Source organism: Treponema denticola, from assembly GCF_024400535.1.
Classification (GTDB): domain Bacteria; phylum Spirochaetota; class Spirochaetia; order Treponematales; family Treponemataceae; genus Treponema_B; species Treponema_B denticola_C.
On the sequence record NZ_CP038800.1, the window covers coordinates 2,441,562 to 2,466,909 of the forward strand.

Genomic DNA, 25,348 nt, shown 5'->3' on the forward strand with positions numbered 1-25,348 from the left:
AATGAAGAAAAAATTATTATTTGCTTTTTTTGTACTGATAACGATTTCAGGCATCTTTGCTCAACAGAAGATTGTTTTAAAGATTGCAAGCAGTGCATCTGCAAGGACTCCTTGGGATATTGAATTAAAAAAGTTAGCTCAAGAGTGGAACAAGATAACCAATGGGCTTGTAAGCCTTAGGTTTATGGATATGACGGTCATCGGAGGAGAAAAAGCAGGAATTGTAAAGATGAAACCTTCCCGCCCCGGACAAAGACCTCAGATAGACGGTGCTATTTTAACTCCTATCGGCTTAAATGAGCTTGCACCAAATGCAAAAATTTTTACCATGTCTCTCCCTTTTTTAATACAAAATCAAGAAGAACTTGATTTGGTTTTAAGTAAGTACGGATATGCCTTTGAAAATGAAATTCAAAAAAGCGGATGTAAACTTATAACATGGTCCAATGTGGGCTGGCTTTCATTTTATACAAAGGATTCCTATTCAAGCCTTGATGAGTTAAAAAAGATAAAAATGCTGTGCTCAAATGACACAAAGGATTTTACGGACGTTCTAAAAGTCTCAGGTTTTAATGTATTACCCGTACTACCCGCCAAATTCACTCAGGAATTAAAGGCCTCAGCAGGAGCAAGAAGTTTTGCATCGATTTCTATTCTTACTTACACATTAAGGCTGTACAAGGATGTATCCTACCTGCTTGATGCCCGTATATGTCCTATAATGGCAGGCTTTGTGATTGCCGACGAATCTTGGGCTCTTATACCTGATGAATACAAACCGGCAATGCTGGAAGCAATGAATAAAACAACAAAAAAGCTAAACATAGCCCTTGAGGATATGGAAAAAGACTATATAAAAAAAATGAAGCAGGACGGTTTAAAAATAATAAGCCTTAGCCCTCAGCAAAGAAAAGAATGGACAAAAGAGTTCAACACCGATATGCAGCGGGTACAAAAAGCTATTCCGGGCTTGATAAATGCTGAAATATATGAAAAAATTACAGCATTGCTTGAAGCATACCGCAAATAAGTATATTATCATAAGATGAGAAAGATAGTTAATGGTTTTGTTTTAGCTCTAACGGCAGTGCTGATTGTGCTGCCTTTTATAATCCATATAACCGTAGGTTTCGGTAAAAACGGTTTAGAGTATGAACGTTTGATTGTTCAGCTGGTCTTTGTATTTGCCTGTTTTGCAGGTATAATAACCACAATAGAAAAGCGGCAGCTGAATATAGAAGTCTTTACTTCTAAATTAGATAAAAAACTCCAATCAATCATACACGGGTTTATATCATGTGTAAATATAGCAATCCTCACAGCGGTATTTTTCTCGGTATTCCCAAACTATAATATGCTTTCTTCTGAAGATCATGTTTTATATATTCCTATAAAAATTTTCTTCTCAGCCCTCCCTCCAATGTACTTGACAATGCTTATATTGGAAATAAAAAGAAACAAGTGCATAGTTTCAAGCATACTAGGTCTTTTTATAGGATTACTGATAAGTACGGGCTCAATTTTAGGCCTTTTAAATCTAATACTCGGCTCATGGTACCCTGAAATAAACGATTCAGGCCTTGCAATTCTTTTAAGCGGTATTTCCGCATCAGTTCAAATTTTTTCGGAAAATGCTATTTGGCCGATTGTTTTAGTATTTACTATTCTCAGCCTTTTCGGAATGCCCCTTTATATTGCACTTTCAGGTCTGGCATATTTTGCCTTTATGACCACGGGAGGATATGTCGAAAGTATCCCCATGGAAACTTACGGTATTTTAACGGATACATCCATAGCGGCAATCCCCCTATTTACGGTTGCAGGCTACCTTTTAGCAGGAGGAAGCGCAGGAAAGAGGCTGTTGAACTTTGTAAAAAACTCTGTAGGGTGTATAAGAGGCGGCGTTGTTATTGCAGCAGTACTGGTTGCAACATTTTTTACAACTTTCACCGGAGCATCGGGAGTAACCATCTTGGCCCTAGGAGGGATTTTAAGCGTAATTTTGACAGGATCAGGCTATTCCGAAGATGATTCGGAAGCCCTTATAACAGCCTCCGGTTCCATAGGCCTTTTATTGCCCCCAAGTTTGGCCGTTATAGTCTATGGAGCAACTAATTTTATGAGCGTAAACATCTTTGACCTCTTTAAGGGAGCTATTCTTCCGGGCATTCTTTTAGCCCTGTCAATGATGACTATAGGAATCATAAAGGATAAAAACTTAAAAAGAATTAGGTTTTCAAGGGAGGCTTTTTTTCAAAGTTTTAAGTCTGCATCTTTTGAGCTCTTGCTCCCCCTATTAATAGCAGTTCTCTATTTTAGAGGTTATTTTACCCTTTTTGAAACTGCATCTTTTACGGTTTTATATTCGTTTATATTGGAAGTATTTATAAGAAAAGACTTGAGCATAAAAAAAGCTCTTGACCTTGTTTTACAAAGCATACCTGTTGCAGGAGGTGTGCTTGTAATAATAGGAGCTGCAAAGGGGCTTGCTCTCTTTTTGGTATATGCAGGCATTCCTGAAATTCTTTCGGATTTGGCAATAACCTTTGTAGGATCTAAAATTTTATTTTTGCTGCTTTTGAATATCGTGTTATTGATAGTAGGCTGCATTATGGATCTATATTCGGCAATTTTAGTCGTTTCGCCCTTGGTAATCCCTGTTGCTGAGAGCTTTGGAATACATCCTGTTCATACAGGTGTTATATTCTTAACAAACCTAGCCCTTGGATTCTTGACACCGCCTATAGGAATGAACCTTTTTATAGCAAGCTATACATTTAAAAAACCTGTAATAAAAATCGTCAAAAGTATTCTACCCTATCTTGCAGTTCAATTTCTTATTTTACTCTTAATTACATATATTCCGTGGTTTAGCATGGTCTTTATCGGGGAATAAAAAGGCTTTTATAAAAATCGGCTGCCGCCTTTATCAAAAAGCCGCAGCCTATTAATTACCTTAAGACTTGTAAAAATATAAGGGCAATGTGTAGATTAAACCCTGCTTTTGTCTTTTACAGCTATAATAGCTCCCAAAATCATCAAATGGCGTGAAAATAAAGAAAGATAATTTAAAACCGACATTGTGCTTCCAAATACATTTCCGTTTATCGGTCCTATTATATCAATGAGAACGATATTTATAATCCATAAGATCATAAATATGATTAAGATTATATTTGTTAATCTTATCTCGCCTGAAAAAAATTCAACAATTAAAAAAACTCCGGCAATGAGTTCTGCAACTGCAAGACTTATTACTATGATGGTTGTAATTATTCGGCTTTTAAAAACCGCATCTAAAAGGGCAACCGCCTGCCCCAATTCCCCTGCATTCGATCTGATTAACCCCAAGATACCGGCAACAATCAAAAAAAATGCCAGAGCAATTTGCAATACTATAAGGCCTACTGTTCTTTTCATAAGAACCTCCATAAATTAAAATCGGAGCCGTTTAAGCTCTTATTATTGTATCGGAACAAGTTTCTTTTTCCTGTAGACTGAGAATTTCAATTAGCATACGATGTTGACATTTTTGTCTTCATTTTTTAAAATGAGAAAGCGTTTAATAATCGGGATGGTATTTAGATGAAAAATGTTAAAATAGAAATTTGTGCGGGATCCTTTGAGGATGCCGTCTTGGCGGAAAAAGCGGGGGCTTCAAGGATTGAGCTTAATTCTTCTCTTTTTTTGGGAGGATTGACTCCATCTCTTGGAACATTAAAGATGGTTAAAAGAGAAACTCATCTTGAGGTTATGACCATGGTAAGGCCCAGAGCTGCCGGTTTTTTTTACTCTTCTTATGAGTATAAGACTATGCTTGAAGATGCAAAACTTTTTATAGATAATGGAGCAGACGGCATTGTCTTCGGTTTTCTAAAAAAGGACGGAACTATCGATTCAAAACGGTGTGAAGCTTTGATAAAAATTGCAGGGGGAGCGGATAAGGTTTTTCATAGAGCTATTGATGTGGTGCCCGACCCCTTAAAGGCGCTGGATGAACTTATTTCTTTAGGATTTACCAGAGTTTTAACCAGCGGGCAAGAACCCACAGCCTACGAGGGAGCCGACTTAATTGCAAAAATGGTGAAGCGTGCAAAAGGCAGAATCGAAATTTTACCCGGCGGCGGCATTACCGAAAAAAACGCTTCAAAAATAATCAAGCTCACGGGTGTTGATCAGATTCACTTTGCAGCCCTAAAACGCAGAGAAGAACCGTCTACCAAGGCAAATCCTTCAATCTACTATGGAGGAGCCCTCTATCCGCCTGAAGACAGCATCGAGGTTGCCGGTCTCGATGAGATGATAAGGGTAATGGAAAGCTTGTAATTTTTTTATTTATCGATAATTTATTAGTTCGGACTAGAAGAAAACAAGAATGTTATTTAGGATTTGCCGGAATATATACTCAAGTTTTAACTATTCGCCCTCTTGAAACAAAATATAAAAAAAGATATAATCTTCCACTGTAATAGATGGATGATTTTAAGATAATTTCGTGGGAAGAGCTTGTTGAAGCAGCTCAGTCTATTTTAACCGGTTCGGATTTTTTCCCCGAAGGAAAAGAAACAGCGATTAGTGTGGGCGGTTTTGACGGCCCCCATAAAGGCCATGATAAGCTTTTAAGGCAAGTTTTAAATTATGCAGCCGAAAAAGCCCTTGTTCCGGGGCTTGTTACTTTTTTCCGCTCACCGGCAGCAGTAAAAAATAAGGCTTATTCGGGCGATGTTTCATCGCTCAGGCTAAGATTAAAAAAGTTTCAGGAATTAGGTTTTCATTTCATTGTACTTATTGACTTTTCCGCAAGTTTTGCTAAAATAGAAGGAACTGCGTTCTTTGATATTCTTATAAAGACTATCCGTATGAAGTATTTGGCTGTAGGCAGCGATTTTTTATGCGGATATCGCCGAGGATTGGGGGTTGACGATTTAAAAGAAATCGCCCCTCAGAAAGGCTTTTGCTTTGATTCCATCGATCCCGTGAATCGAGGCTCCCTTAAGATTAGCTCCAGTGCTATCAGGGAGGCTGTACGTTTAGGGGATTTTTCCCTTGCAAAAGAGCTTTTGGGTTATCCTTTTTTATTTGATTTCGTAGGTTTGCCGTGGGAGGTAAAGGACAAAAACACAATTTTTGCTCCCAAAGCATATATATCGCAGATTCTTCCGCAAAGCGGGAAGTATAGGGTCTTGGTTCAAAAAACAGACAGACAAGAACAAGAAGCTCATTGCCTTATAGATGACGAGGGGCTGCTCTTGTATTTTTCTGAAAAGGATTCAAAAGGTTTTGAGCTAAAAGACCTTAATAATTTTGACACTATAGAATTTATTTGTAAGGAGTAAGTAATGGCAGTTACTAAAGAACAAAAAGCATCGATCGTAAAGAAATTCGGTGCAAGCGAAAAAGACACAGGCGATGTAAAGGTGCAGATTGCCTTATTGACCGAAAAAATTAATCAGTTGACAAACCACTGCAAGGAGCATCCTAAAGATGCAGGCAGCCGACGAGGTTTGATCAGCATGGTAGGTCATAGACGCAGTTTGCTTAAATACTATCGCAGAACAGACATTGAAGGTTATAGAACTATTCTTAAAGAGCTTAACCTTAGAAAGTAGTTTGATAAGGTGCAGGGGCAGAAAGACTGAATTCTTGTCCTTGCGCCTTTATCTTTATTTATTGAGTTTTAAAATTGATGTAATTTTAAAGAAGAGATTTTCAAAGAGAAAAATAATGAGAAAAAGAGTAACTTATAAAATCGGCGAACATGATTTAATTTTAGAAACCGGTTATTTGGCAAAACAGGCCAACGGTTCTATTTATGCGGAATATGCCGGTTCCGCAATTTTAGCTACAATCTGTGCTTCGGGACAGGCTCAGGAAGGTTTAGACTATGTCCCCCTAACGGTTGATTATAACGAAAAATATTATGCAGCCGGAAAAATCCCCGGAGGCTTTATAAAAAGAGAGGGTAGACCAAAGGATAAGGAAATCCTTGTTTCCCGTCTTATAGACAGGCCAATGCGCCCCTTGTTTAACAAAGAATTCGGACGGGAAATTCAGCTTGTTCCCACCTGTATTTCAACGGATATGATAAATCCGCCCGACATCCTTGCAGTTATCGCAAGCTCCGCAGCCGTTCATATTTCGGATATACCATTTGACGGCCCCGTTGCAGCGGCCCGTGTTGCCTATAAAAACGGCGAATATATTATAAACCCGACCTTTAGCCAAATTGAAACGGCCGATATGGAAATCGTAGTTGCCGGAACAAAAGAGGGTATTACCATGGTCGAAGGCGGTGCTAACGAGGTTTCCGAAGAGGTCATGCTTACAGCCTTGGAAAAAGCCCATGAAATGATCAAGGCTCTTTGCAAGATGCAGGAAGATTTACGCGAACTTGCCGGAAAAGAAAAACTTCCCCTCGTTCCCCTTGAAGCCGAGCTTGAAAATAAGCAGGCAATTTATGATGAAGCCTTCCCCCGTTTAAGCAAAACCCTCTATCTTTCAACAAAGATGGAACGCCGCGAAGAATCGGACAAGGTAAAAAAAGAATTGGCCGAAAAATATGCAGAACAGCTTGAAGACGAAATTCAGCTTAAACTTTTTAATGCCCTCTTTGAAAAGATGGAGTATAATATTTTAAGAACCAATATCTTGGACAAGGGCTTGCGGGTTGACGGAAGAGGCACTAAGGACATTCGTCCCATAACTTGCGAAATCGGAGTTCTTCCCCGTCCCCACGGTTCGGCCGTCTTTACACGGGGCGAAACCCAGTCCTTGGGTGTTGTAACGATAGGAACAGTCTTTGACGAACAGATATATGATGACATCGAGGGCGACAGAAGAGAAAACTTTATTCTTCACTATAACTTCCCGCCATTCTCTGTAGGAGAGGTCGGAAGGCTCGGAACGGGTCGAAGGGAAATCGGGCACGGAAACCTTGCGCACCGCTCCCTTTATCCGATGGTTCCCGAAAGGGAAAAATTCCCCTATACGGTCCGTGTTGTTTCAGAGGTCTTGGAATCTAACGGTTCTTCTTCGATGGCTACCGTATGTTCGGGAACCCTTTCTATGCTTCATGCGGGCGTTCCCATGAAAAAGCCTGTTGCAGGTATTGCCATGGGGCTTATCACCGAAGGAAATGACCGTTACGCTATTCTTTCCGACATTCTTGGAGAAGAAGATCACTTAGGCGATATGGACTTTAAGGTTGCAGGTACGGCCGACGGAATTACGGGCTTCCAGATGGACATAAAGATTGCAGGTGTTTCGCCTGAAATTATGAAAAATGCCCTTGCACAGGCCAAAGAAGGAAGAATGCATATCCTCGGCATAATGAATCAGTGTATCTCCGCTCCCAATGCAGAACTTTCCCAATATGCTCCAAGAGTTGAGATGATTACAATACCCGAAGACAAGATCGGTGCACTAATCGGCCCGGGCGGAAAGAATGTAAAAGCCATTTCGGATAAGTATAATGTAACAATCAATACCGAAAATGACGGTACCGTAACCATTTACGGCAAGGACGGAACTTCGGATCTTAAAGGTGCAAAGCTGATTGTTAAGGGCATCACAAGCGATCCCGAAGTCGGAATGATCTATGACGGAACCGTAAAAAAGATTATGGACTTCGGCGCCTTTGTCGAAATCCTTCCCGGAAAAGAAGGCCTTTGCCATATTTCAAAACTTTCACGCTCCAGAGTCGAAAAGGTTTCGGATGTGCTTAAAGAAGGACAGGAAATACCCGTTAAACTTTTGGAAATCGATAAACTCGGAAGGCTCAACCTTTCTTATGTCGATGCTCTTGAAGAGCGTTCTAAATAAAAAGAAGCATGGAGCCGGTTGTTCGGCCCATGCTTTTAAATTTTGCGCATGGTGATTTTAGGAGATTGTAAATGGAAGTTTTTACAAAATTAAAAGAAGGAGCCCTTTTACCGGAATATAAAACGAGCGGATCTGCCGGAGCGGATTTGCGGGCCCTTATTGAAAACCCCATTATCTTAAAACCCATGCAAAGATGCTTAATTCCTACAGGCCTTTCAGTTGAATTACCTAAGGGAATTGAGCTTCAAGTGCGTCCCCGATCGGGGCTTGCCCTAAAACATGGTATTACCGTCTTAAACACTCCCGGCACTGTAGATTCGGACTACCGCGGAGAACTCGCCGTTCTTTTAATAAACCTCGGAAATGAAGACTTTAAAATAGAAAACGGGGACCGCATCGCCCAAGCCGTTATTGCCCAAGCTATTCAGGCTGACTTTGTTCAAAAAGATGAATTATCCAATACCGAACGAGGAGCAGGGGGCTACGGTTCTACGGGAATAGCATGATTAAAAAGAGCACAGCTTATGAGAAGCCTATCATTTAATCATAAAACAATCTTTATATATGTTTTTAAAGAACTCCTTTTATATTTTATAGTTTCTTTTTTATTTTTGTTTTTTATTTTCTTTGTTAATCAAATTCTTTTGATGGCTGAGGAGATTCTATCAAAAAAAGCTCCCGTCAAAGATGTTCTGATGCTTTTGTTTTATTCCCTCCCCTTTGTCATTGCAACAACAGCACCATATTCGGCTTTAATAGGGACTTTAATGTGCTTAGGCCGTTTTTCGGCAGACTATGAATTTATTTCGATGAATGCCTTAGGCATTTCGACTTCTTTTATTTTGATTCCTGTCTTTTCTCTCGGAATTTTAGTTTCGATAGGTTCATTTATAACAAACGATATTTTAATTCCTAGAGGTACTATAAAATTTAACGAGGTTCTTTACAATATTGCTTCTTCAACTCCGGCCCTAGAACTTGAATCATATTCTATAAAGAGAAATGACAATTCTATAGTTGTTTCAGGCTTAATAAAGGATAACTCTATACATAATCTTTTAATCATTGACTCGTCACAGCATGGTGCAAAAAGGTTTTTATCGGCACCTAAGACCGATGTAATTAAATCAAATGACAGTTCAATCATCATGCAGCTTGAGATGCAAAATCCTCGCCTTTTAAATTTAAATTTGAATGATTCTTCCAAATTCGATACCGTATACGGAGAAAGTATAACCTATAATGTTCTTGCAAAGGATGTTGCCCCGAAATTTATTTCAAGCTCAGGTCCAGACAAAATGACTTCTTACGACCTAATAAAAGACATAAAGCAAAAAAAGGAATCAGGAGATACAAGTCAGCGTCTTTTAAATATTTATATAATGGAGCTGCACAGAAAATTCTCCGTCCCCTTCGGCGCCTTATTTTTTGTAATTCTTGCATTTGCTATAAGCCGATCAGGAAAAACCTATGATCAAAGCACGGGCTTTATAATAGGACTTTTAATCTCTGTTGCTTATTGGGCATTTTTAATAGGAGGACAAATGTTCTGCCTTGAATCGGGTATAGAAATAAACGGAGCTTTTGTAATGTGGCTGCCTAATATACTCCTTGTAGTATGCACTTCCGTGCTTGCAATAAAAAGGATTCTAAAATGAAGTTAATTCACCGCTACTTACTAAAACTTTTTTTACCTACATTCATTGCTGCAATTCTTTTTTTTGTTTTACTTTTGCAGTTGGGTGATTTATTTGCAAATATAATCTCATATCTGCAAAATGAAGCAAGGTTTAAAGACATATTAAAAGTTATGTGGCTTTATCTTCCAAAATGTATTGCATATTCCATACCTTTGGCCATCCTTTTTGCAGGTTCATACACAATGGGGAATTTATATGCGCAGAATGAACTTACTTCAATCTTTTCAGCAGGGATATCATTAGGGCAATTTACCCTTCCCCTTTTAATACTAGGACTATGCCTTTCAATCGGAATGATTTTCTTTGAAGACAAAATAGTTATAAAATATTTCTACGAAAAAACGCAGCTTTCAAAAAAGCTTTTGCAAGAAGAAGAAAGTTTAGACAGACAAGATTTAATTCTCCTATCAGAGCTGGGAAAAATTGTTTATACGGCAGACTATTTTAATGCCGAAAGCAAAACTCTATCAAATACATATATAATAGTCCGGGATGAATACGGAAATCTTTCTTTAATCATCAAAAGCTCCCGTATATTTTGGAATGAAGACCGATGGACAGCGGATAATGCAGAAGTGTATAAATTTGATGAAAAAAATATGGTAACATATTTAAATAAAATTCCTGATGATATAATACTTTCAGAGGCACCTGCTAATTTTCAAAGAAATTTAAGTTCCGTAGATGAAATGAAGATATCTGAAGCTAGGGCATTTATAGAAGCTCTCAAAAAAAACGGCCTGCCCTTTTATGAAGCTCTTTCAAAATATCACAGGCGTTTTTCATTTCCATTTACAATTTTTATAGTCTTGTTTTTTTCGATTTCTTTGGGCGGCAAATTTAAAAAGAATATCCTACTGATGAGTATATTATTCAGTTTAGGAATAGCAACTCTTTTCTATGTTACGGAAATGGTAACTATGCTGTGTGCAAAATGGGAATACATTTCTCCCTTAGCCGGAGCATGGACCCCCATTTTGATATTTTTTCTTTTAAGTATTTATTTACTGCGTAATTCCCGCACTTAATTATCTTTAAGAATAATAAAAAGCCAAATACTGCTTATCCCGTTTATCAAAAAGCCGAAACCTATCAAACTTGCAAAGAGGCCTGAAATGCTTGCAGGATTAAAAAGGCCGGAAAGACCTATTAAGCATACAATCCCGGCAAAGATAAGCCAAAGCCACCACAGCTTCACACCGAATCTTTTTAGATCGAATGACTTTTTGATCTCAATAGCTCCCAAACAAACCAAAAATAGTCCGAGCACTAGCCCGATAAGACCAAGAACGGCGCTTGGATTTACAAGGCAAAAAAGACCCAGTCCTATAAGAATGATACCCAATACCAAAAAGGTATTCATCTTGATTGAAAGAAACTGATAAATTTCGATAAAGCCGTAAACGATTAACGAAATACCTACAATAGTTACAATAATTCTTGTTATACTGTCAGGATTAAATATACAGACAATTCCCAATACCGTAGACATTACTGCAATAGCCAAAAAGATCATAGAATAAGATAATTTTTTTTCAGACATATAAACTCCTTATAAATAATACGATTTTATAATGATAACAATTTTTTCTTTAATGCATCACCGAGCATTTCCAAATGACGCTTTAAAATTTTAGTAGGACAGCCGACATTGATTCTTTCAAAACCGTCTCCTTCAGATCCGAAAACATATCCTTCATCCGTAAAAAATTGAGCTTCATTATGCATAAAATTTTCCAAAGTTTGGTTATCCATTCCGAGGGCTCTAAAATCAACCCATTGAAGATAGGTACCTTCAATGAAACGGCTTTTAAGCATGGGAAAATTGGAATCAAAATAATTTTTTACCAGCTTTTGATTAGTATCGAGAACTTGAAGAAGTTCCTCAAGCCATTTGCCGCACTGAGTGTAAGCTATTTCGCAGGCTTTAAACCCTAGAGCATTTACGCTTGAAGATCTCATCCTCTGAAGCATTTCGTCGTATTTTTTTCTCAAAGTCTCATTTTCTACAATTATATTTGATGTAGCAAGACCTGCAACATTAAATGTTTTTGAAGGAGCTGTCGCCGTAATGGTATTTGCACCTATTTCTTTTGAAATACTTGCCATAAGAGTGTGTTTATAGCCGGGCATTATAATATCGTTCCAAATCTCATCGGAAAAAACTATAACATTATTTTCTAAGGCTATTTCGGCAAGTTTTTTTAATTCCTCTTTTTTCCATACGCGGCCGACAGGATTATGAGGCGAACAGAAAATCAAAAGTTTATTTTTAGGCTGCTTTGCAAGGCTTTCAAATTTTTCATAATCTATTGTATAATAGTTGTCCTTATCGCATAGAAGTGGGCAATTTACAAGCTCCCGCTCATTCATTTCGATTGCCATAGAAAAGGGATAATATACCGGCCGCATAATTATTACGCCGTCTCCTTTTTCGGTAAAGGCATTTACTGCAGCAAAAAAAGCATTTACAACACCGGGCGTCTGAAGAATCATTTCGGCACTTACGGAGTAATCATGTTCGCGTTTAAGCCAATTTATTACAGCGTTGTCATAATCGGCATACCGCGTAGAATAACCCAAAATCAGCCTGTCGAGGTATTCTTTTAGGCCTTCAGTTATTTCGGGCGGGTTTTTAAATTCCATATCGGCCACCGAAAGCGGAATTATGCCGTCCGAAACATCAGGCTTCCATTGGTACATAAGCTCCCACTTAGCGGAACCGATGTTTTTTCGCGGAAGGGTATTTTCAAAATCATACTTTCTTGTTTTATTGATTGACATTTATTTTTTCCAGTCTCCAAATTTCATCAACATAGTTTTGAATAGTCCTGTCCGAACTGAATTTTCCGGAGCGGGCTATATTTAAAATACATTTTTTTGCCCAAGCATGGCGGTGATAATACTCGCTTATAATCTGCTCGTGAGCTTTTTGATAGCTCTTAAAATCGGCAAGAATATAATAAGTATCGGGCCTCTGACCTTCAACACCGTAAATCAAAGAATCGTAAAGCCCTCTAAATGTTTGTTCTCCCGGCAAGGTGTAAGTCCCATCGATAAGCTGATTGACAGCCTTTTCCAGTTCGGGGTTTGCTGCGAGATATTCCCTCGGATTATAGGTGTTTTCCTTATCCATCTTTAAAATCTCTTCAGCCTTAAGCCCGAAGATAAATTCATTCTCTGCTCCGGCTTCTTCGGCAATTTCAATATTAGCCCCGTCAAGGGTGCCGATGGTTACGGCTCCGTTAATCATAAATTTCATGTTGCCCGTACCGGAGGCTTCTTTTCCGGCTGTAGAAATTTGTTCCGAAATATCGGCAGCAGGGAAGATTTTTTCCGCAGCAGACACGCGGTAGTTCTCAACAAAGACAACTCTTAATTTACCTGCAACCCTGTGATCGTTATTTATTCTGTCGGAGACCGTATTGATGAGCTTTATTATTTCCTTTGCACGCCTATAAGCTGCCGCAGCTTTTGCTCCGAAGATAAAGGTTCGAGGAATAGGGTCATAGGACGGGTCGTTTATGATTCTATTATAAAGGGTCATTATATGGAGAATGTTCAGTAACTGCCTTTTATATTCGTGGAGGCGTTTGATTTGAACATCATAGATAGAATCGGGGTTGACAAATATGCCCTGATTTTTTTCAAGATATTCGGCAAGCCTGATTTTATTTTTATGTTTAACCTCGATAAAACCTTCTAAAAATTCTTCATCATCTATAAAGGCTTCAAGCTTTTTTAATTCATTTAAATTAGTTATCCAGCCGCCGCCTATGTATTTTGTGATAAACTCGGAAAGAAGAGGATTGGCTGTTAAAAGCCAACGCCTTTGAGTTACTCCGTTGGTCTTATTGTTAAACTTATGGGGATAGAGGTCATAAAAATCGGCAAGCTCTTTGTGCTTTAGAATTTCGGTGTGAAGAGCGGCAACTCCGTTTACCGAAAAGGCTCCGGCTATGGCAAGGCGGGCCATGTGAATTTTCCCGTCAGCCATAATCGCCATATTGTTGTGCTTTTTCCAATCTCCCGGATATTTTTCGTAAAGCTTTGCCAAAAAGCGCCTGTTTATTTCTTCAACGATTTGATAAATCCTAGGCAAAAGGTTTTGAAAAACATCTATGGGCCATTTTTCCAAGGCCTCCGCTAAAATCGTGTGGTTTGTGTAAGCAAAAACCTTCTTTGTAATATCCCAAGCGGCATCCCATTCAAGATGATAATCGTCCATAAGGATACGCATAAGTTCAGGGATTCCCACAACAGGATGGGTATCGTTTAATTGAATCACAACATAGTCGGGCAGCTTGGTAAAATCCGTACCTTCTCTATGTATAAAGGAGCGTATAATATCCTGTAAACTTGCAGAAGTAAAAAAGTATTGCTGTTTTAAGCGTAGATTCATTCCGGGCGGGCCGGAATCATTGGGATATAGAATACAGGAAATGCTTTCGGCATCTATCTGTTTTTGGAAGGCCCTGTTATATTCCATGCTGTTAAAAAGCGGAAGATCAAAGCCGTCATCGGAAGAAGCTTCCCAAAGGCGGAGGGTGTTTACAGTGTCCGTACCGTAACCTACAATCGGCATATCATAGGGGGTGGCAATAATTTCTTCCGCTCCGTTTAGATCATAATAGAGTCTCCCGCTCTCGGATGTTCGGGAAGAAGGTATACCGCCAAAATAAACCTTAACGCTCAAATCGGAGCGGCGGACCTCCCAAGGGTCGCGGGCAAAAAGCCAGCGGTCGGGATATTCGACCTGATAGCCGTTTTCGATTCTTTGTTCGAACATTCCGTACTTATAGCGGATACCGTAGCCGTGCCCCGGATAGTTCATGGTTGCAAGGGAGTCCAAAAAACATGCAGCGAGTCTTCCCAAGCCTCCGTTTCCTAAACCGGCATCGGGCTCTTCATCTTCGATAATCGAAAGCGGTTCGGATATTTCATCTGCAATTTCTTCAATGGTTTTTCGAATACCCATATTGTTTATATTATTGATTAAGGCACGCCCCATCAAAAATTCGGCTGAAAGGTAATACATCCTCCTAACACCCTTTTTCTCTTGAGCATTCATAGTCTTAATCCAGTTAGATTGAATAAGCTCCATAACCGTACTGGCTACGGCATCATAAATCTCTCGGCGGGTAGCCTTATCAAGGCTTTTACTGAAATTTCTCTTTAAGCGTCTTATTACGGAATCTTTAACTTCTTCTTTTGAAATAACCAAGCTTCTACCTCCTTCTTATGTATACATACTACTCCATATTTATTGTATGCCTTTTTTCAGATAAAATCAAGCATTTATCTATTAGAATAGTTTATATTTTTTGAGGCTGAAATTTTATCGGTATCAAAAAATATTATAGGAAACATCTAAGAGAATTTATTTCTTCCGCTAAAAGCTCTCTATATTCACCCAATTTTAAATTTTCATCCAAGACTATAGAGCCCACTGCAATACGCCTAAGATAACACAATTCATTTCCGGCGCTTAAGCACATTTTTTTTACTTGATGGAATTTCCCCTCGGTTATGTGCATTAAAAATCCGCTTCTAAAAGAACCGGTTTTGTTTTCGCATTTTTCGAATTTTGCAGGGAGACACTTATAACCGTTTTTTAACACAATTCCTTTTTCAAACTCTTCGCAGTAAGTTCTAAACTCTTCATCGGAGGGCTCTCGGCTTAACTCCAGATAATAAGTCTTGACCGTTCCCGACTTAGGCGAGGTAATCTTGTGGGTAATCTCGCCGTCATCGGTAATAATCAAAAGGCCTTCGGTGTCTATATCCAGCCGGCCGATAGGAAATAGCTTCATCCTGTCAAAGGGAGCTTTTATATAATCCATTACGGTTTTATGTACGGGATCGCTTGTCGAAGTTACACAGCCTTGAGGCTTATTAAACATAAGATAAACATTTGTCCTTAACACAAGAGGCTCCCCGTCTATAGTTATTTTATTTAGGTCAGTATCTAAAATAAAGGAGGGAGAAACAATACGCACCCCGTCCACGCAGCAGTTTTTTTTACGTATCATTTTTTTTACATCACTTCGGGAGCCTAAACCGCTGAGGGCCAATATTCTATCCAAACGGGTTTTCAAGGTTTTTCAAAGCTCCTTAAAGGGCAGCTCTCTAAGGAGCCGCAAGCTTCTTTATTTAAATCTTTACTTAAAATAGAATCGATAAAATTTTTTATTCCATTCTCCTTGTCTCTAAGGAGGGCGGTAATACAGGGGCGGCCTATTAAAACTTCTTCAACGCCTAAAGAAGAAGATGCTATAAAATCTTCTCTTCTCCGTAAGCCGCCGTCAGCCCAAACCTCGCCTGAATATTTTTTTATCTCTTTTAAATGAGAGTGAGCAAATGAGGCAACGCTTCCCCTATCGGTTTCGATACGGCCGCCGTGATTTGAAATAATGGCAATGTCGGGTTTTAGCTCCTTCACAACTTCAATATCATAGGAGGTAAAAATCCCCTTCACGGCAAATGGGAGCTTGGCATATTTTTTTAAAGCAGCCAAATCTTTTGCAGTCTTTTTTTCAAGGTGAACAAGATTCCGCATAGTTACAATATTATAAGCATCCGTATCTACCCCGATAATTTCCGCCGCCTCCAGTGAGGCCTCAATTCTTTCAAAGAGCTTCATCTGCGGATATGGTTTTAAAAAGACTGCACCTTTTTTTTTAACATCCTTTAAGGCATCAATACCTGAAAAAAGTTTTAAGTTGGGATGGCCGTCCCCTATGCTTAAAGATAGGCCGGCCTTAACCGATGCCCTTATAAGGTCAAAATAAAATTGTCTTTCGTCCTCATAGCCGACATTTTCTACAGCCCCCGTCATAGGAGCAAGGCGGAGTCTCGGCAGAGGATAGGAATCAGATGTATAATAATTTTTCCACTCGGCACAGTTTAAAATAAAATTAGAGCTTTCAAAGACTCCGCCCATTCCGGGAAGCTCTCCTATGCAGGCTTTTCCGTTACATTCCTTACATAATCGGCACTTATATTTTTTGTTCACACTCATTTTATTTTCTCATTTTATTTTTGACGATAAAACCAAAAGTTTTTCTTTAATATAAATTTCGGCTTGAACTTTTTTTGCATTTCCGGATTCATTTTGAGAAGAAAACCTAAGCTCGGCTCCCGTATAAATACCGGTCTGCAGCGAAGACGATAATTTGTTTCCCTTATCATCTAAAAAAATAAAGTTTACTCTTACCAAGGCTCCGTCTTTTTCTTCACTCTCTTTTAAGCCTTCTAAAAATTTAGTATTTTCACTAAAACGCAAATTTGCCAAGGCCCTATCTTGATAAATAAAGGACTTTAGCTCTACTTTTATTCCATAAATACGGCCGCTATTTCTGTCGGAACGGGTAATAAAAAAGGCAATGTTAATGCTTATAAGAACAACTATAACAAAAAATACGGACCTTAAGCCTCGATTTTCGGTTACGCTTTTTATAAAACTTCGCTTTCTTACAAAATCCGGATCGTGTAATTGCCTGACCTTTTCTGAGGCATTTTTAATTCTATCTTCCCTATTATAGCGGGTAAAAGCTTCACGCGAAGAAGAATCTCTTTTTTCAAATAGATCATCATCACTCATTATTTGTCTCCAATAATTTTATCACCTCTCCACCAAACAATCAGGGCCTTATCATCTTTAGCAAGCAAAGCAGAAATAATTCCTTTGGAAGAAACATGAAAAGTGTTGTAAAACATTTCTCCGCTTGAAACAATTAAATCTCTTTTATATTTACGCTGAGATTTTAAATCCATAATTTCGAGGGCATAACCTTTATTTGTCGGAGTAAGCAAATAACACCAATCATTTTCAGTGATGCCTATCATTTCATATACTTTTTTAAAAGAGGAACTTGTACCTCCGGATATCTCGGTTTCCTCATAGGCATCAATATCCGATTTTTTATCATACTTACCGGTTTTTATATTTAAAAAATATAAGCAGCTTTTATCATAACTTATACCTAAATTAGCCTTGGTTGCAGCATCTTTTTCTTCGATATAATAGTCTATTTTAATATAAAGATAAAGATCATTAAAATCAGGCATTATTTTATCTATTGAAGAAAAGATCTTATTCCCCGTATCGTATGGGCTGGGCACGGCATTAAAAAATATAGGAATCTTGTACAATAAATCGCCTAGGCTGTTATACCAATAAATTTTTAAGCTGCTTTGTGTACGGCAGACTACAATTATATCATTTGAAGAATTTGTATAAATACCTTCGATAGATGGAAAAGGAGTTCCCCCCGGACCTTCTTGTCCCAAATAATCTAAGAAATTTCCGTTTTCATCAAAATGTAAAATTATATCCCTCAGAGCCAGATTTTCTTCGTGGTCATATTCTATTTTTTCATCTACAACCGAATCGACAACAAATAATTGTTTTGAAGAAGTTACCGTAATTAGTGCCGGATGATTAAAAGGATACTTTACAGTTCCTCTTGTAGTAGCCTTTACATCGTCCGCATTTTTTTTCATAAAGGCAGGCTCCATATTTGTATCTTGATTATAAAAAAATATCAATAAGTCTCCAAATGAGGATAATTTTAAAATTTTTTGACCGCCGGAATTGACTATATAAAAGATTCCGTCTTTCATTAAGATCTGTGTATCAGGCCGGGGATAAGAACTATTTAAATTAAATAAATTCAATTCATTTTCAAATAAACCGTAATTCAGACTGAATTTTTCCTCCCGTTCCAATTCGGAAGGGGTCTCCTGTTTACAGGAAAATAAAAGGCCTGCACAAATTATAAGCCATAAAATTTTTATATTTTTCATTTTTTATAAACTCCCATATTTTCTAAACTCATCTTAGAGTATTCCGACAGGTATCCTTTCCGCATTTTTTTTGCTCTTCGAAAACTGAGAGGAAAATAATTTTTAAATTTCCACGAAAGCGCAAGAGCCAAAAGATTTTTTTCAAGAATTTCTTTTAATGCTCTTATATCATTTTTATCGGAAAGGCAGCAAAGAGCACCGCTTTCACTTATCAAAATGCAAGAACGGTTTTTTAAAGCGTTTACAATTGCATCCCCCATCTGTTCAGCTCTGTTTTCAAAAAAAGGAAGAACAAAAATATTTTCGCCGGCAATCTGAGCAAAGTCATCTAAAAAAGCCGGTATGCAGTTATCGATCTTCATTTTTTTTGAAACGAAAACAGCCGCCGGTAAATCGCTTTGCTCTATAAAACTAATCTCAGGATAAGCAGCATATATTTTTCTATGCAAATCGGCAGAAAAATCGAAAAGGCCTTCTGTAATATTACCCGATTTTATATCCATCTTGCACACAATAATACCGGTACCCTTATCATAAACAGTACATGAATTTCCCCCTCTACAGCTTGAATAAAAATTTACTAAAGGATGCAGGGCTTTTCGTTCGCGGCGTCTATAGGCAAGAGCCAATTCCGGAACTTCCGAAAAGAGCAAACTACGGCACAAAGTCTCAAGAGCTTCTGCCTGAGTAAAGGCCTCATCGGCATTTTCTCCAAAACACAAACAGCCGTGTTGAGCCAGTATTATTGATCCTGAAGATTTTTTTAAACATTTTACCGAATAGCGGGCTATTCTTTTTGTCCCGGAAGGGGCATATTTTGCAATAGGCACGGAGCTGCCTAAAATTGAAGACAGTTTTTCATCCTTAACATTAATTTCAGAAAAGCAGCCGGAAACGGCAGAAGCAAATTTTTGATGTGTATGAATTATAAATCTTATATTGGGGTCAGCTTTATAAATAGAGGCATGGACAATACGCTCAGAAGAAGGTTTTATAGGGCCGGAAGATTCAGGATTAGCTATTTTAAGGATAACTATCTGTTCAGGCCTCAGAGTTTCATAAGCATAACCCGAAGGGGTAATAGCAAATGTTTTATCATCTATACGCAGGCTCACATTGCCCCACGTGCGTATAGTCAAATTGGAAGACAAAAGTCTTTTTCCTGTTTCGACTACAAGTCTTTTTGCTTCCTCAACTGTCATTCCCTCTAGCTTACAACCTCATTTATTTCGCTTAAGATAGCAGTAAAATCTACAGGTTTTTTAAAAAAAGAATCGGCACCAAGATCTTGCATACTTTTTTCAAGAGAATCATCATCAAGTCCTGTAATAACAATTATATAGGGCTGTCCAAAAAAAGGATCCGTTTTTAATTTTTTACATATCTCTTTTCCATTAACCCCGGGAAGATCTATATCCAAAATCACAAATCCGGGCTTATATTTTACAAGCTGAGTCCCGGCATCAAAACCGTCAAAAGATTGATATACGGTTAAGTTTGGAAGATTTCTATTTAAAAAAGAGGCTATAGCGCCATTTAAAACCTTATCATCATCAATAATAATGACGGAATTCCAATGAGCTTCTTCTAAAGAATCCTGCAATTCAGGAGGAATTTTCATACCCCTTTCTTTTATAAAGAAGAGCAAGTCTTCATAATATACCCTATATTGACCGCCCGGAGTATTAAAGGCTTTTAAATACCCGTTTCTAATCCAGTTGATAGCAGTCTGGTTTACTACCCCGCAAATATTCGCAACTTCAAGAGCTGAATACATTTTAACACGTCGTCTACTTTCACTTTTAGCCATAAGCATAAAAAACAAACCTCAAAAAGAATCGGTATTGTTTTCAATTCCCTCCAAACATATATTTACAGTGTCAATGGAAAAACCAAGTCTTTGCATCTTTCGCATCAACTTAGATTTATCCAAACCCTTTATTAATTGTTTTTTTAAAGCAGTTCGGCAAATATCTTCTTCCGAGACTTCGGAAAAAAACTCGTTAAGTACACTCTCTGCAATCTTAAAACCTACACCCCTCGAAGCAAGCTCAGAAGCTAACCTTAAACGTCCTTCTTTTTTGGTGATAGTCCTTGTATGTATCCAAGCTGCAGCAAACCGTCTATCATCAAGAAATTTTTTATCAGCCAGATAATCCAGTGCAGGATCAATTTCCAAGCGGGAAAAGCCTTTTTTTTTAAGCTTCAGCTCCAGCTGGAAACGGGAGTGTTCGGCCCTATTTAAATAGGCCATGGCTGTACACTCAGCCGCATAAATTCTTACCGCATTAAGCAGAGCCGTAAGCATTATATCGCTTATAAGGACTCCGCATTGTTCAACAAGGCTTTCATAAGTATTTTCTTCAAAATATCTCCGCCTTGTTACAAAAGACACTCCTTCAGAATTGATGATTTTCACCAAATCTGAAGAAGTGCTGCATATATCCGCAATAGAAAAAGGATTAACGCTTGCTGAACTGGAATCTTCGTCTTGCACCGCGCTGACCGAATTTCTTTCGTTCAACCATTCGTGAATCACGGGTAAGCAATCCGTTAGCCTTTAAAGATGCATGATTTGAAGCATCTACTTGAGCTAAAGCTCTTGCAATTCCGTGAGAGCACGCACCGGCTTGGCCTGTAAGACCTCCGCCTCGTACAGTGATTATAATATCATACTTAGATTCACCTGCAGTAACCATTAAGGGCTCTTTTGCTTTTTGGATTTGTTCCGAAGTGGCAAAATATTCGTTAATGTCCTTATCATTGACCGTTAACTTACCTTTTCCATCTCGAATGTATACTCGCGCCACCGAAGTCTTTCGTCGGCCTGTTCCCATTCCAATATTCTTCACTTTACTCTCCTTATACTTCAACCGCTATGGGGTTCTGTGCTTGGTGAGGATGTTCGGGGCCTGCATAGACCTTAACATTCGTTAAAAGCTTTCTTCCAAGGGGACCCTTAGGAAGCATACCTTTAATTGCAATCATCAAGGGTTCAACCGGTTTTTTAGCGATTAAGCCGTTAAAGTTGATAGACTTTAAACCGCCTACATAACCGGAGTGAGTATAGTACATCTTATCCTTAGCCTTATTTCCTGTTACGGCTACTTTTTCGGCATTAATAATAACGACATAATCACCGATTTCCTGATGAGGTGCAAACCCTACCTTGTGTTTTCCTCTCAGCATAGCTGCAGTCTTAGCAGCAACGCGTCCAAGCGGCTTCCCGGCGGCATCAATAACATACCAAGAGCGCGGCGCTTCATGTTCTTTTAAAAAAATAGTTTTCATTTAATGTATACCTTCTACAAACAATATATGCAGATAATGTGGGTTCTAATATTATAACTAAATACAGAATAAGTGTCAATTACCTTTTATATTTTATAAAAAAACTATTTTTTACCGCTTATCTGCATCTGAACATATTTTATACCGTTTATTCTGCTTTGTTTTCGGCAGCCTTCATGGCAGCTTCTTCTTTTCTTGCATCCTGTTTATCTTTGATATCGGCAATTCCGATAAATACGGAAATAAGGCCGACAAAGGCTGCAAAAATAGGTAAACCGCCTCGTATAAATAATAAAATATCTTGTCCCCAAGCCAATCCCATGGGGAGGGCTGCAACAACCGTAAAAGCAATTAGAACAATACCAATAATAAGTGCTAGCATTTAAAGCCTCCTAGTTATCCGCATATTATTACATATTTAAACACTTTCGTCAACTAGCGATAAAAAATCAAAAATACATTAAAAAACTTGAAGATATGACAAAAATGATAAATGGCGGTATAAACGAAATGGCATCAGGGGCAACCCAAATAAGCAAGGCTGTAGAGTAGAGGAAGTAAACGATATAACTTAAAAGAACAAGCAAAACATTGAAATCCTAGCAGGAGAAGTCAATAAATTTAAAATATAAATCTTTAAAAATTTAAATATACAATCTTGCATTATTTACAATACTGATGTAGACTATTTATAGGACACCATGCAGTGATTGAGCTTAGGAGGAAAAATATGGAAAATAGAAAATTACCGATTGTGAGAAGTGAAAAAAAAGAAGTTATACCTGTAACTATATCTAAAAAAAAGATATTTTCTATACGCAAAAAATTACTTATTTTTTTTGCATCTATAGTTTTTATTGCCGTAGCTGCTCAGGGAATTATTGGGGCTATTATCTCGAGAAAAGCAATTCTTGAAAAAGTTGAAGTACATTTAACAGATAAGGCCAAAGATACGGCAGCTCTTATTGATGCTATGGTTTATGCTTTCTTAAATTTTGTTTCAAGTGCATCAAGAGCCTCAGAGCTGAGAGATATAGATGCTCCATATTCCGACAAGATAGCCTATTTAAAAAAAGAAGCCGCCTTTAATCCCAGAATATCGGAGTTCTCAATAACGGATATAAACGGGAAATGTCACGCACTTGACGGACAGATATTCGATGTAAATGATAGAGAATGGTTTAAAAGAGCTTTAGCAGGAGAACAATTTGTAAGCGAGCCGTATAATTCAAAGACCGATGGAACACTGGTGAATACCATCTCAGTTCCCGTATATGACTATGAAAATAAAATCATCGGTGTGCTCGCAGCGGATACACCCGGAACAAAGCTTTCAGAAGACATATATAATATCACAGTAGGAAGAACCGGCTACTGTTTTATCTTAGGAAAAACAGGAAATGCCCTAGCACACCGCAACAGAGAGCTGGTTCTAAATCAAGACAATTTTCAAGAAAAAGCCAAAACAAATCCTGCATTAATATCAATTGCAAATTTTGCAAAACAAGCTATGCAGTCAAACGGCTCTTCCATAGGTTATTATACATTCGGCGGAGAAGAAAATATCGGATCCTATGCTCTTATGGAATCTACAGGCTGGATGGTAGTAGTAAGAGCCCCTGTCGATGAGTTTATGGATACCGTCAAAAGTTTACAGGTCTTAATGGTAATAGCAGGAGTAAGTCTATTGGGTACTGCCTTGATATCTACATATATCACAACACGCAAGATAGTTTTGCCTTTACAAAAAGTTGTATTAGCTTTAAAGGATATTGCCCAAGGTGAAGGAGATTTAACGGTAAGGCTGCCTCTCACCAGTAATGACGAAGTTACTCTCCTTTCAGAATATTTTAATCAGACAATCCAAAAAATAGGAACATCAATTAAGTCGGTAGAAACTAATACAAACACTATGAGGTTTATAGGAGATGAACTTGCAAGCAATATGACAGAAACGGCAAGTGCTGTAGACGAAATAAATTCTAATATTGACGGCATAAAGCAGCAAACTTTAACTCAAGCAGCAAGCGTAACCGAGACTGCCGCTACAGTTGAAGAAATAATACGAACCATAAAACAGCTTAACAATAGTATTGAAACGCAAGCTGCAAGCGTTGTACAGTCCTCGTCGTCTATTGAAGAAATGGTTGCAAATATTACATCGATTACACAAACTCTTGGTAAGAGCAATAATATTATAAAGGAGCTGGCCGATGCTACAGCAGAGGGAAAAGGCAATGTTTCCACGGCAAATGAAGTAACCCAAAAAATAGCTGAAGAATCCGGAAGTTTGATGGAAGCTTCCAATGTTATACAGCATATTGCAAGCCAGACAAACCTCTTGGCGATGAATGCGGCAATTGAGGCAGCTCATGCAGGGGAAGCCGGAAAAGGTTTTGCAGTAGTAGCTGACGAAATAAGGAAACTTGCAGAAGAGTCAAGCGCCCAAGGAAAAACCATTACCTCTACCCTTAAAAATCTTTCGGGAGAGATAGAGCTCTTAGCTGAATCGGCTAGAACAGTTGAAGGAAAATTTAACTCAATATTCACCCTTGCAGAAAATGTAAAAGAGATGAGTAACAATATTATGGAGGCAATGAGTGAACAGGAAAACGGCAGCAAAGAAGTCTTAGCTGCAATCAGGAGCATCAATACCGTAACACAGGAGGTCAAGCAAGGTTCATCGGAGATGCTAAAAGGAGGAGAAGGTATAGCTCAAGAAATGAGTAAACTTGATGAATTAACGCGTACAATTACCAACCGCATGAACGAAATGGCCTCGGGAGCCTTACAAATAAATAATGCAGTTCAAGAAGTTCAGGAAATAGCTCAAAAAAATAAATCAAGTATTGCAGGACTTGCAGGAGAAGTGATGAAATTTAAGGTTTAGCATAAAATTAAAAATCATCAAGTAAGAAAGTTATAAGTTTAACCCATCCTTAAAAAATTAAGGATGGGTATTTTTTTAATCTATTTTCCCGGAAGAGGATTATAGCTTACATTGTAGTCATAAACATCTATCTGTTCATGTTTTTTTACAAAGGCAACTATCTTGTAAGTGAAAGGCGTAAATATAACTTCGATAAAAGTTTTAAAAAGATAGTTTGAAAAAGCCATTATAATAAGGATGTCTATGCTGTAAAGACCTAAAAAAGAAATAGCAACAAAAACGGCACTGTCCAAAAATTCTCCAACCAGTGTCGAACTTATTGTTCTAAGCCATAAGTACTTGCCCTTTGTTATTACTTTTAACTTAGATAAAACCACCGAGTTGGAATACTCTCCAATAAAATAACCGCAAAGGCTGCCGGCGCAAATGCGGGGCATCTGTAAAAGAATATTATCAAAGTCTTTTTGAAATATCCACTCAGCTTCGGCAGGAAGAACACTTATAAGCCAGATATTGAGGCTCATAATAAGAAGCATAAAAAAGCCGGTCCAAATAACCTTTCTTGAAGCCTTATAACCATAGACTTCAGCTAAAACATCTCCAAAAATATAAGAAAAAGGAAAAAGAAGAGTACCTCCGTCAAAAACGAAGGGCCCAAGCTGTACCATCTTTGCCGCAAGGATATTCGACAAAACCAAAATGCCTACAAAGAGTCCGGAAATTACCGGCAAGAAATTCGTTTTCTTAATGGAGTCCGTTTCAAGGGCTCCTTGATTTAATTGTGAATTTTCCATGACCGCGATACTAACACAAAGAGGAAAAAAAGGGAATAAGGTTT

25 protein-coding genes are annotated in these 25,348 nt (G+C 38.2%); 10 read left to right on the forward strand and 15 right to left on the reverse strand.

What is annotated here, in order from left to right; genetic code table 11:
- Position 1: 1 nt before the first annotated feature.
- Both dctP and E4N78_RS11565 read left to right on the forward strand, forming a co-directional pair.
- Positions 2-1,030, forward strand: a complete 1,029-nt coding sequence (gene dctP, locus E4N78_RS11560) for a TRAP transporter substrate-binding protein DctP (RefSeq protein WP_255810684.1) — start codon at positions 2-4, stop codon at positions 1,028-1,030.
- A gap of 15 nt (positions 1,031-1,045) precedes the next feature.
- On the forward strand, positions 1,046-2,896 hold the full coding sequence (locus E4N78_RS11565) for a TRAP transporter large permease subunit (RefSeq protein WP_255810685.1): 1,851 nt from the start codon (positions 1,046-1,048) through the stop codon (positions 2,894-2,896).
- A gap of 95 nt (positions 2,897-2,991) precedes the next feature.
- Here E4N78_RS11565 and E4N78_RS11570 read toward each other — a convergent pair whose 3' ends face one another.
- Positions 2,992-3,420: a hypothetical protein gene (locus E4N78_RS11570; RefSeq protein WP_255810686.1), complete on the reverse strand. Its 429-nt coding sequence runs from the start codon at positions 3,418-3,420 to the stop codon at positions 2,992-2,994.
- 165 nt (positions 3,421-3,585) lie between these two features.
- Between E4N78_RS11570 and E4N78_RS11575 the strand changes: the two genes are divergently transcribed.
- From E4N78_RS11575 to E4N78_RS11605, 7 genes are all read left to right on the forward strand, one after another.
- A complete protein-coding gene (locus tag E4N78_RS11575; protein WP_255810687.1) occupies positions 3,586-4,326 on the forward strand; it encodes a copper homeostasis protein CutC in 741 nt (246 codons plus the stop codon).
- A gap of 146 nt (positions 4,327-4,472) precedes the next feature.
- Positions 4,473-5,336: an FAD synthetase family protein gene (locus tag E4N78_RS11580; protein WP_255810688.1), complete on the forward strand. Its 864-nt coding sequence runs from the start codon at positions 4,473-4,475 to the stop codon at positions 5,334-5,336.
- Between the two features lie 3 nt (positions 5,337-5,339).
- The gene (rpsO, locus tag E4N78_RS11585; protein WP_002670516.1) at positions 5,340-5,609 is read left to right on the forward strand and encodes a 30S ribosomal protein S15; all 270 of its coding nucleotides are present in this window, start codon (positions 5,340-5,342) and stop codon (positions 5,607-5,609) included.
- A gap of 115 nt (positions 5,610-5,724) precedes the next feature.
- Positions 5,725-7,821, forward strand: a complete 2,097-nt coding sequence (pnp, locus tag E4N78_RS11590) for a polyribonucleotide nucleotidyltransferase (protein ID WP_255810689.1) — start codon at positions 5,725-5,727, stop codon at positions 7,819-7,821.
- Positions 7,822-7,892: 71 nt separating this feature from the next.
- The gene (dut, locus tag E4N78_RS11595) at positions 7,893-8,327 is read left to right on the forward strand and encodes a dUTP diphosphatase (RefSeq protein ID WP_255810690.1); all 435 of its coding nucleotides are present in this window, start codon (positions 7,893-7,895) and stop codon (positions 8,325-8,327) included.
- Positions 8,328-8,345: 18 nt separating this feature from the next.
- Positions 8,346-9,479, forward strand: a complete 1,134-nt coding sequence (locus E4N78_RS11600; protein ID WP_255810691.1) for an LptF/LptG family permease — start codon at positions 8,346-8,348, stop codon at positions 9,477-9,479.
- The gene (locus E4N78_RS11605) at positions 9,476-10,549 is read left to right on the forward strand and encodes an LptF/LptG family permease (protein WP_255810692.1); all 1,074 of its coding nucleotides are present in this window, start codon (positions 9,476-9,478) and stop codon (positions 10,547-10,549) included. Before E4N78_RS11600 ends, E4N78_RS11605 begins: the two co-directional genes overlap by 4 nt.
- Here E4N78_RS11605 and E4N78_RS11610 read toward each other — a convergent pair.
- From E4N78_RS11610 to E4N78_RS11670, 13 genes are all read right to left on the reverse strand, one after another.
- Complete coding sequence (locus E4N78_RS11610; protein WP_255810693.1) at positions 10,546-11,064, reverse strand: DUF308 domain-containing protein; 519 nt, start codon at positions 11,062-11,064, stop codon at positions 10,546-10,548. The two genes, E4N78_RS11605 and E4N78_RS11610, sit on opposite strands and share 4 nt — an antisense overlap.
- Positions 11,065-11,090: 26 nt before the next feature.
- Positions 11,091-12,305: a MalY/PatB family protein gene (locus E4N78_RS11615; protein WP_255810695.1), complete on the reverse strand. Its 1,215-nt coding sequence runs from the start codon at positions 12,303-12,305 to the stop codon at positions 11,091-11,093.
- A complete protein-coding gene (locus E4N78_RS11620; RefSeq protein ID WP_255810696.1) occupies positions 12,292-14,745 on the reverse strand; it encodes a glycogen/starch/alpha-glucan phosphorylase in 2,454 nt (817 codons plus the stop codon). Before E4N78_RS11620 ends, E4N78_RS11615 begins: the two co-directional genes overlap by 14 nt.
- Before the next feature lie 133 nt (positions 14,746-14,878).
- Complete coding sequence (locus E4N78_RS11625) at positions 14,879-15,619, reverse strand: 16S rRNA pseudouridine(516) synthase (RefSeq protein WP_255810697.1); 741 nt, start codon at positions 15,617-15,619, stop codon at positions 14,879-14,881.
- Entirely contained in the window at positions 15,616-16,542 is a 927-nt protein-coding gene (locus E4N78_RS11630) for an alpha-hydroxy-acid oxidizing protein (protein WP_255810698.1), read from the reverse strand. Before E4N78_RS11630 ends, E4N78_RS11625 begins: the two co-directional genes overlap by 4 nt.
- A 9-nt stretch (positions 16,543-16,551) precedes the next feature.
- Positions 16,552-17,124, reverse strand: a complete 573-nt coding sequence (locus tag E4N78_RS11635) for a hypothetical protein (RefSeq protein WP_255810699.1) — start codon at positions 17,122-17,124, stop codon at positions 16,552-16,554.
- The gene (locus tag E4N78_RS11640; protein WP_255810700.1) at positions 17,124-18,329 is read right to left on the reverse strand and encodes an LIC_12708 family protein; all 1,206 of its coding nucleotides are present in this window, start codon (positions 18,327-18,329) and stop codon (positions 17,124-17,126) included. Before E4N78_RS11640 ends, E4N78_RS11635 begins: the two co-directional genes overlap by 1 nt.
- Positions 18,326-19,531 carry a class II aldolase/adducin family protein gene (locus tag E4N78_RS11645; RefSeq protein WP_255810701.1) on the reverse strand — a complete coding sequence of 402 codons (1,206 nt, stop codon included), beginning with the start codon at positions 19,529-19,531 and terminating at the stop codon, positions 18,326-18,328. Before E4N78_RS11645 ends, E4N78_RS11640 begins: the two co-directional genes overlap by 4 nt.
- Before the next feature lie 5 nt (positions 19,532-19,536).
- On the reverse strand, positions 19,537-20,106 hold the full coding sequence (locus E4N78_RS11650; RefSeq protein WP_255812359.1) for a response regulator: 570 nt from the start codon (positions 20,104-20,106) through the stop codon (positions 19,537-19,539).
- A 51-nt stretch (positions 20,107-20,157) separates the two neighbouring features.
- Positions 20,158-20,826 (reverse strand): regulatory protein RecX, encoded by a 669-nt coding sequence (locus tag E4N78_RS11655; protein WP_255810702.1) that lies wholly within the window; start codon positions 20,824-20,826, stop codon positions 20,158-20,160.
- Positions 20,792-21,181, reverse strand: coding sequence for a 30S ribosomal protein S9 (gene rpsI / locus E4N78_RS11660; protein ID WP_255810703.1), 390 nt, complete (start codon positions 21,179-21,181; stop codon positions 20,792-20,794). Before rpsI ends, E4N78_RS11655 begins: the two co-directional genes overlap by 35 nt.
- 10 nt (positions 21,182-21,191) lie before the next feature.
- Positions 21,192-21,620 (reverse strand): 50S ribosomal protein L13, encoded by a 429-nt coding sequence (rplM, locus tag E4N78_RS11665; RefSeq protein ID WP_255810704.1) that lies wholly within the window; start codon positions 21,618-21,620, stop codon positions 21,192-21,194.
- Positions 21,621-21,768: 148 nt separating this feature from the next.
- Entirely contained in the window at positions 21,769-22,002 is a 234-nt protein-coding gene (locus tag E4N78_RS11670; RefSeq protein ID WP_255810705.1) for a hypothetical protein, read from the reverse strand.
- Positions 22,003-22,350: 348 nt separating this feature from the next.
- On the opposite strand from E4N78_RS11670, the gene E4N78_RS11675 reads away from it, so the two are divergent.
- Entirely contained in the window at positions 22,351-24,510 is a 2,160-nt protein-coding gene (locus E4N78_RS11675; protein WP_255810706.1) for a methyl-accepting chemotaxis protein, read from the forward strand.
- A gap of 80 nt (positions 24,511-24,590) precedes the next feature.
- Here E4N78_RS11675 and E4N78_RS11680 read toward each other — a convergent pair whose 3' ends face one another.
- On the reverse strand, positions 24,591-25,304 hold the full coding sequence (locus E4N78_RS11680) for a queuosine precursor transporter (RefSeq protein WP_255810707.1): 714 nt from the start codon (positions 25,302-25,304) through the stop codon (positions 24,591-24,593).
- Between the last annotated feature and the right edge of the window lie 44 nt (positions 25,305-25,348).

What these genes read in the sequence shown, in the direction of transcription:
- E4N78_RS11615 (WP_255810695.1), bottom strand. Translation starts at nt 12,305, where the DNA reads ATGTCAATCAATAAAACAAGAAAGTATGATTTTGAAAATACCCTTCCG.
- rplM (WP_255810704.1), bottom strand. Translation starts at nt 21,620, where the DNA reads ATGAAAACTATTTTTTTAAAAGAACATGAAGCGCCGCGCTCTTGGTAT.
- E4N78_RS11605 (WP_255810692.1), top strand. Translation starts at nt 9,476, where the DNA reads ATGAAGTTAATTCACCGCTACTTACTAAAACTTTTTTTACCTACATTC.
- E4N78_RS11680 (WP_255810707.1), bottom strand. Translation starts at nt 25,304, where the DNA reads ATGGAAAATTCACAATTAAATCAAGGAGCCCTTGAAACGGACTCCATT.
- E4N78_RS11580 (WP_255810688.1), top strand. Translation starts at nt 4,473, where the DNA reads ATGGATGATTTTAAGATAATTTCGTGGGAAGAGCTTGTTGAAGCAGCT.
- E4N78_RS11670 (WP_255810705.1), bottom strand. Translation starts at nt 22,002, where the DNA reads ATGCTAGCACTTATTATTGGTATTGTTCTAATTGCTTTTACGGTTGTT.
- E4N78_RS11600 (WP_255810691.1), top strand. Translation starts at nt 8,346, where the DNA reads ATGAGAAGCCTATCATTTAATCATAAAACAATCTTTATATATGTTTTT.
- E4N78_RS11635 (WP_255810699.1), bottom strand. Translation starts at nt 17,124, where the DNA reads ATGAGTGATGATGATCTATTTGAAAAAAGAGATTCTTCTTCGCGTGAA.
- pnp (WP_255810689.1), top strand. Translation starts at nt 5,725, where the DNA reads ATGAGAAAAAGAGTAACTTATAAAATCGGCGAACATGATTTAATTTTA.
- E4N78_RS11630 (WP_255810698.1), bottom strand. Translation starts at nt 16,542, where the DNA reads ATGAGTGTGAACAAAAAATATAAGTGCCGATTATGTAAGGAATGTAAC.
- E4N78_RS11675 (WP_255810706.1), top strand. Translation starts at nt 22,351, where the DNA reads ATGGAAAATAGAAAATTACCGATTGTGAGAAGTGAAAAAAAAGAAGTT.
- E4N78_RS11640 (WP_255810700.1), bottom strand. Translation starts at nt 18,329, where the DNA reads ATGAAAAATATAAAAATTTTATGGCTTATAATTTGTGCAGGCCTTTTA.
- E4N78_RS11650 (WP_255812359.1), bottom strand. Translation starts at nt 20,106, where the DNA reads ATGTATTCAGCTCTTGAAGTTGCGAATATTTGCGGGGTAGTAAACCAG.
- rpsO (WP_002670516.1), top strand. Translation starts at nt 5,340, where the DNA reads ATGGCAGTTACTAAAGAACAAAAAGCATCGATCGTAAAGAAATTCGGT.
- dut (WP_255810690.1), top strand. Translation starts at nt 7,893, where the DNA reads ATGGAAGTTTTTACAAAATTAAAAGAAGGAGCCCTTTTACCGGAATAT.
- E4N78_RS11575 (WP_255810687.1), top strand. Translation starts at nt 3,586, where the DNA reads ATGAAAAATGTTAAAATAGAAATTTGTGCGGGATCCTTTGAGGATGCC.
- dctP (WP_255810684.1), top strand. Translation starts at nt 2, where the DNA reads ATGAAGAAAAAATTATTATTTGCTTTTTTTGTACTGATAACGATTTCA.
- E4N78_RS11645 (WP_255810701.1), bottom strand. Translation starts at nt 19,531, where the DNA reads ATGACAGTTGAGGAAGCAAAAAGACTTGTAGTCGAAACAGGAAAAAGA.
- E4N78_RS11570 (WP_255810686.1), bottom strand. Translation starts at nt 3,420, where the DNA reads ATGAAAAGAACAGTAGGCCTTATAGTATTGCAAATTGCTCTGGCATTT.
- E4N78_RS11565 (WP_255810685.1), top strand. Translation starts at nt 1,046, where the DNA reads ATGAGAAAGATAGTTAATGGTTTTGTTTTAGCTCTAACGGCAGTGCTG.
- E4N78_RS11610 (WP_255810693.1), bottom strand. Translation starts at nt 11,064, where the DNA reads ATGTCTGAAAAAAAATTATCTTATTCTATGATCTTTTTGGCTATTGCA.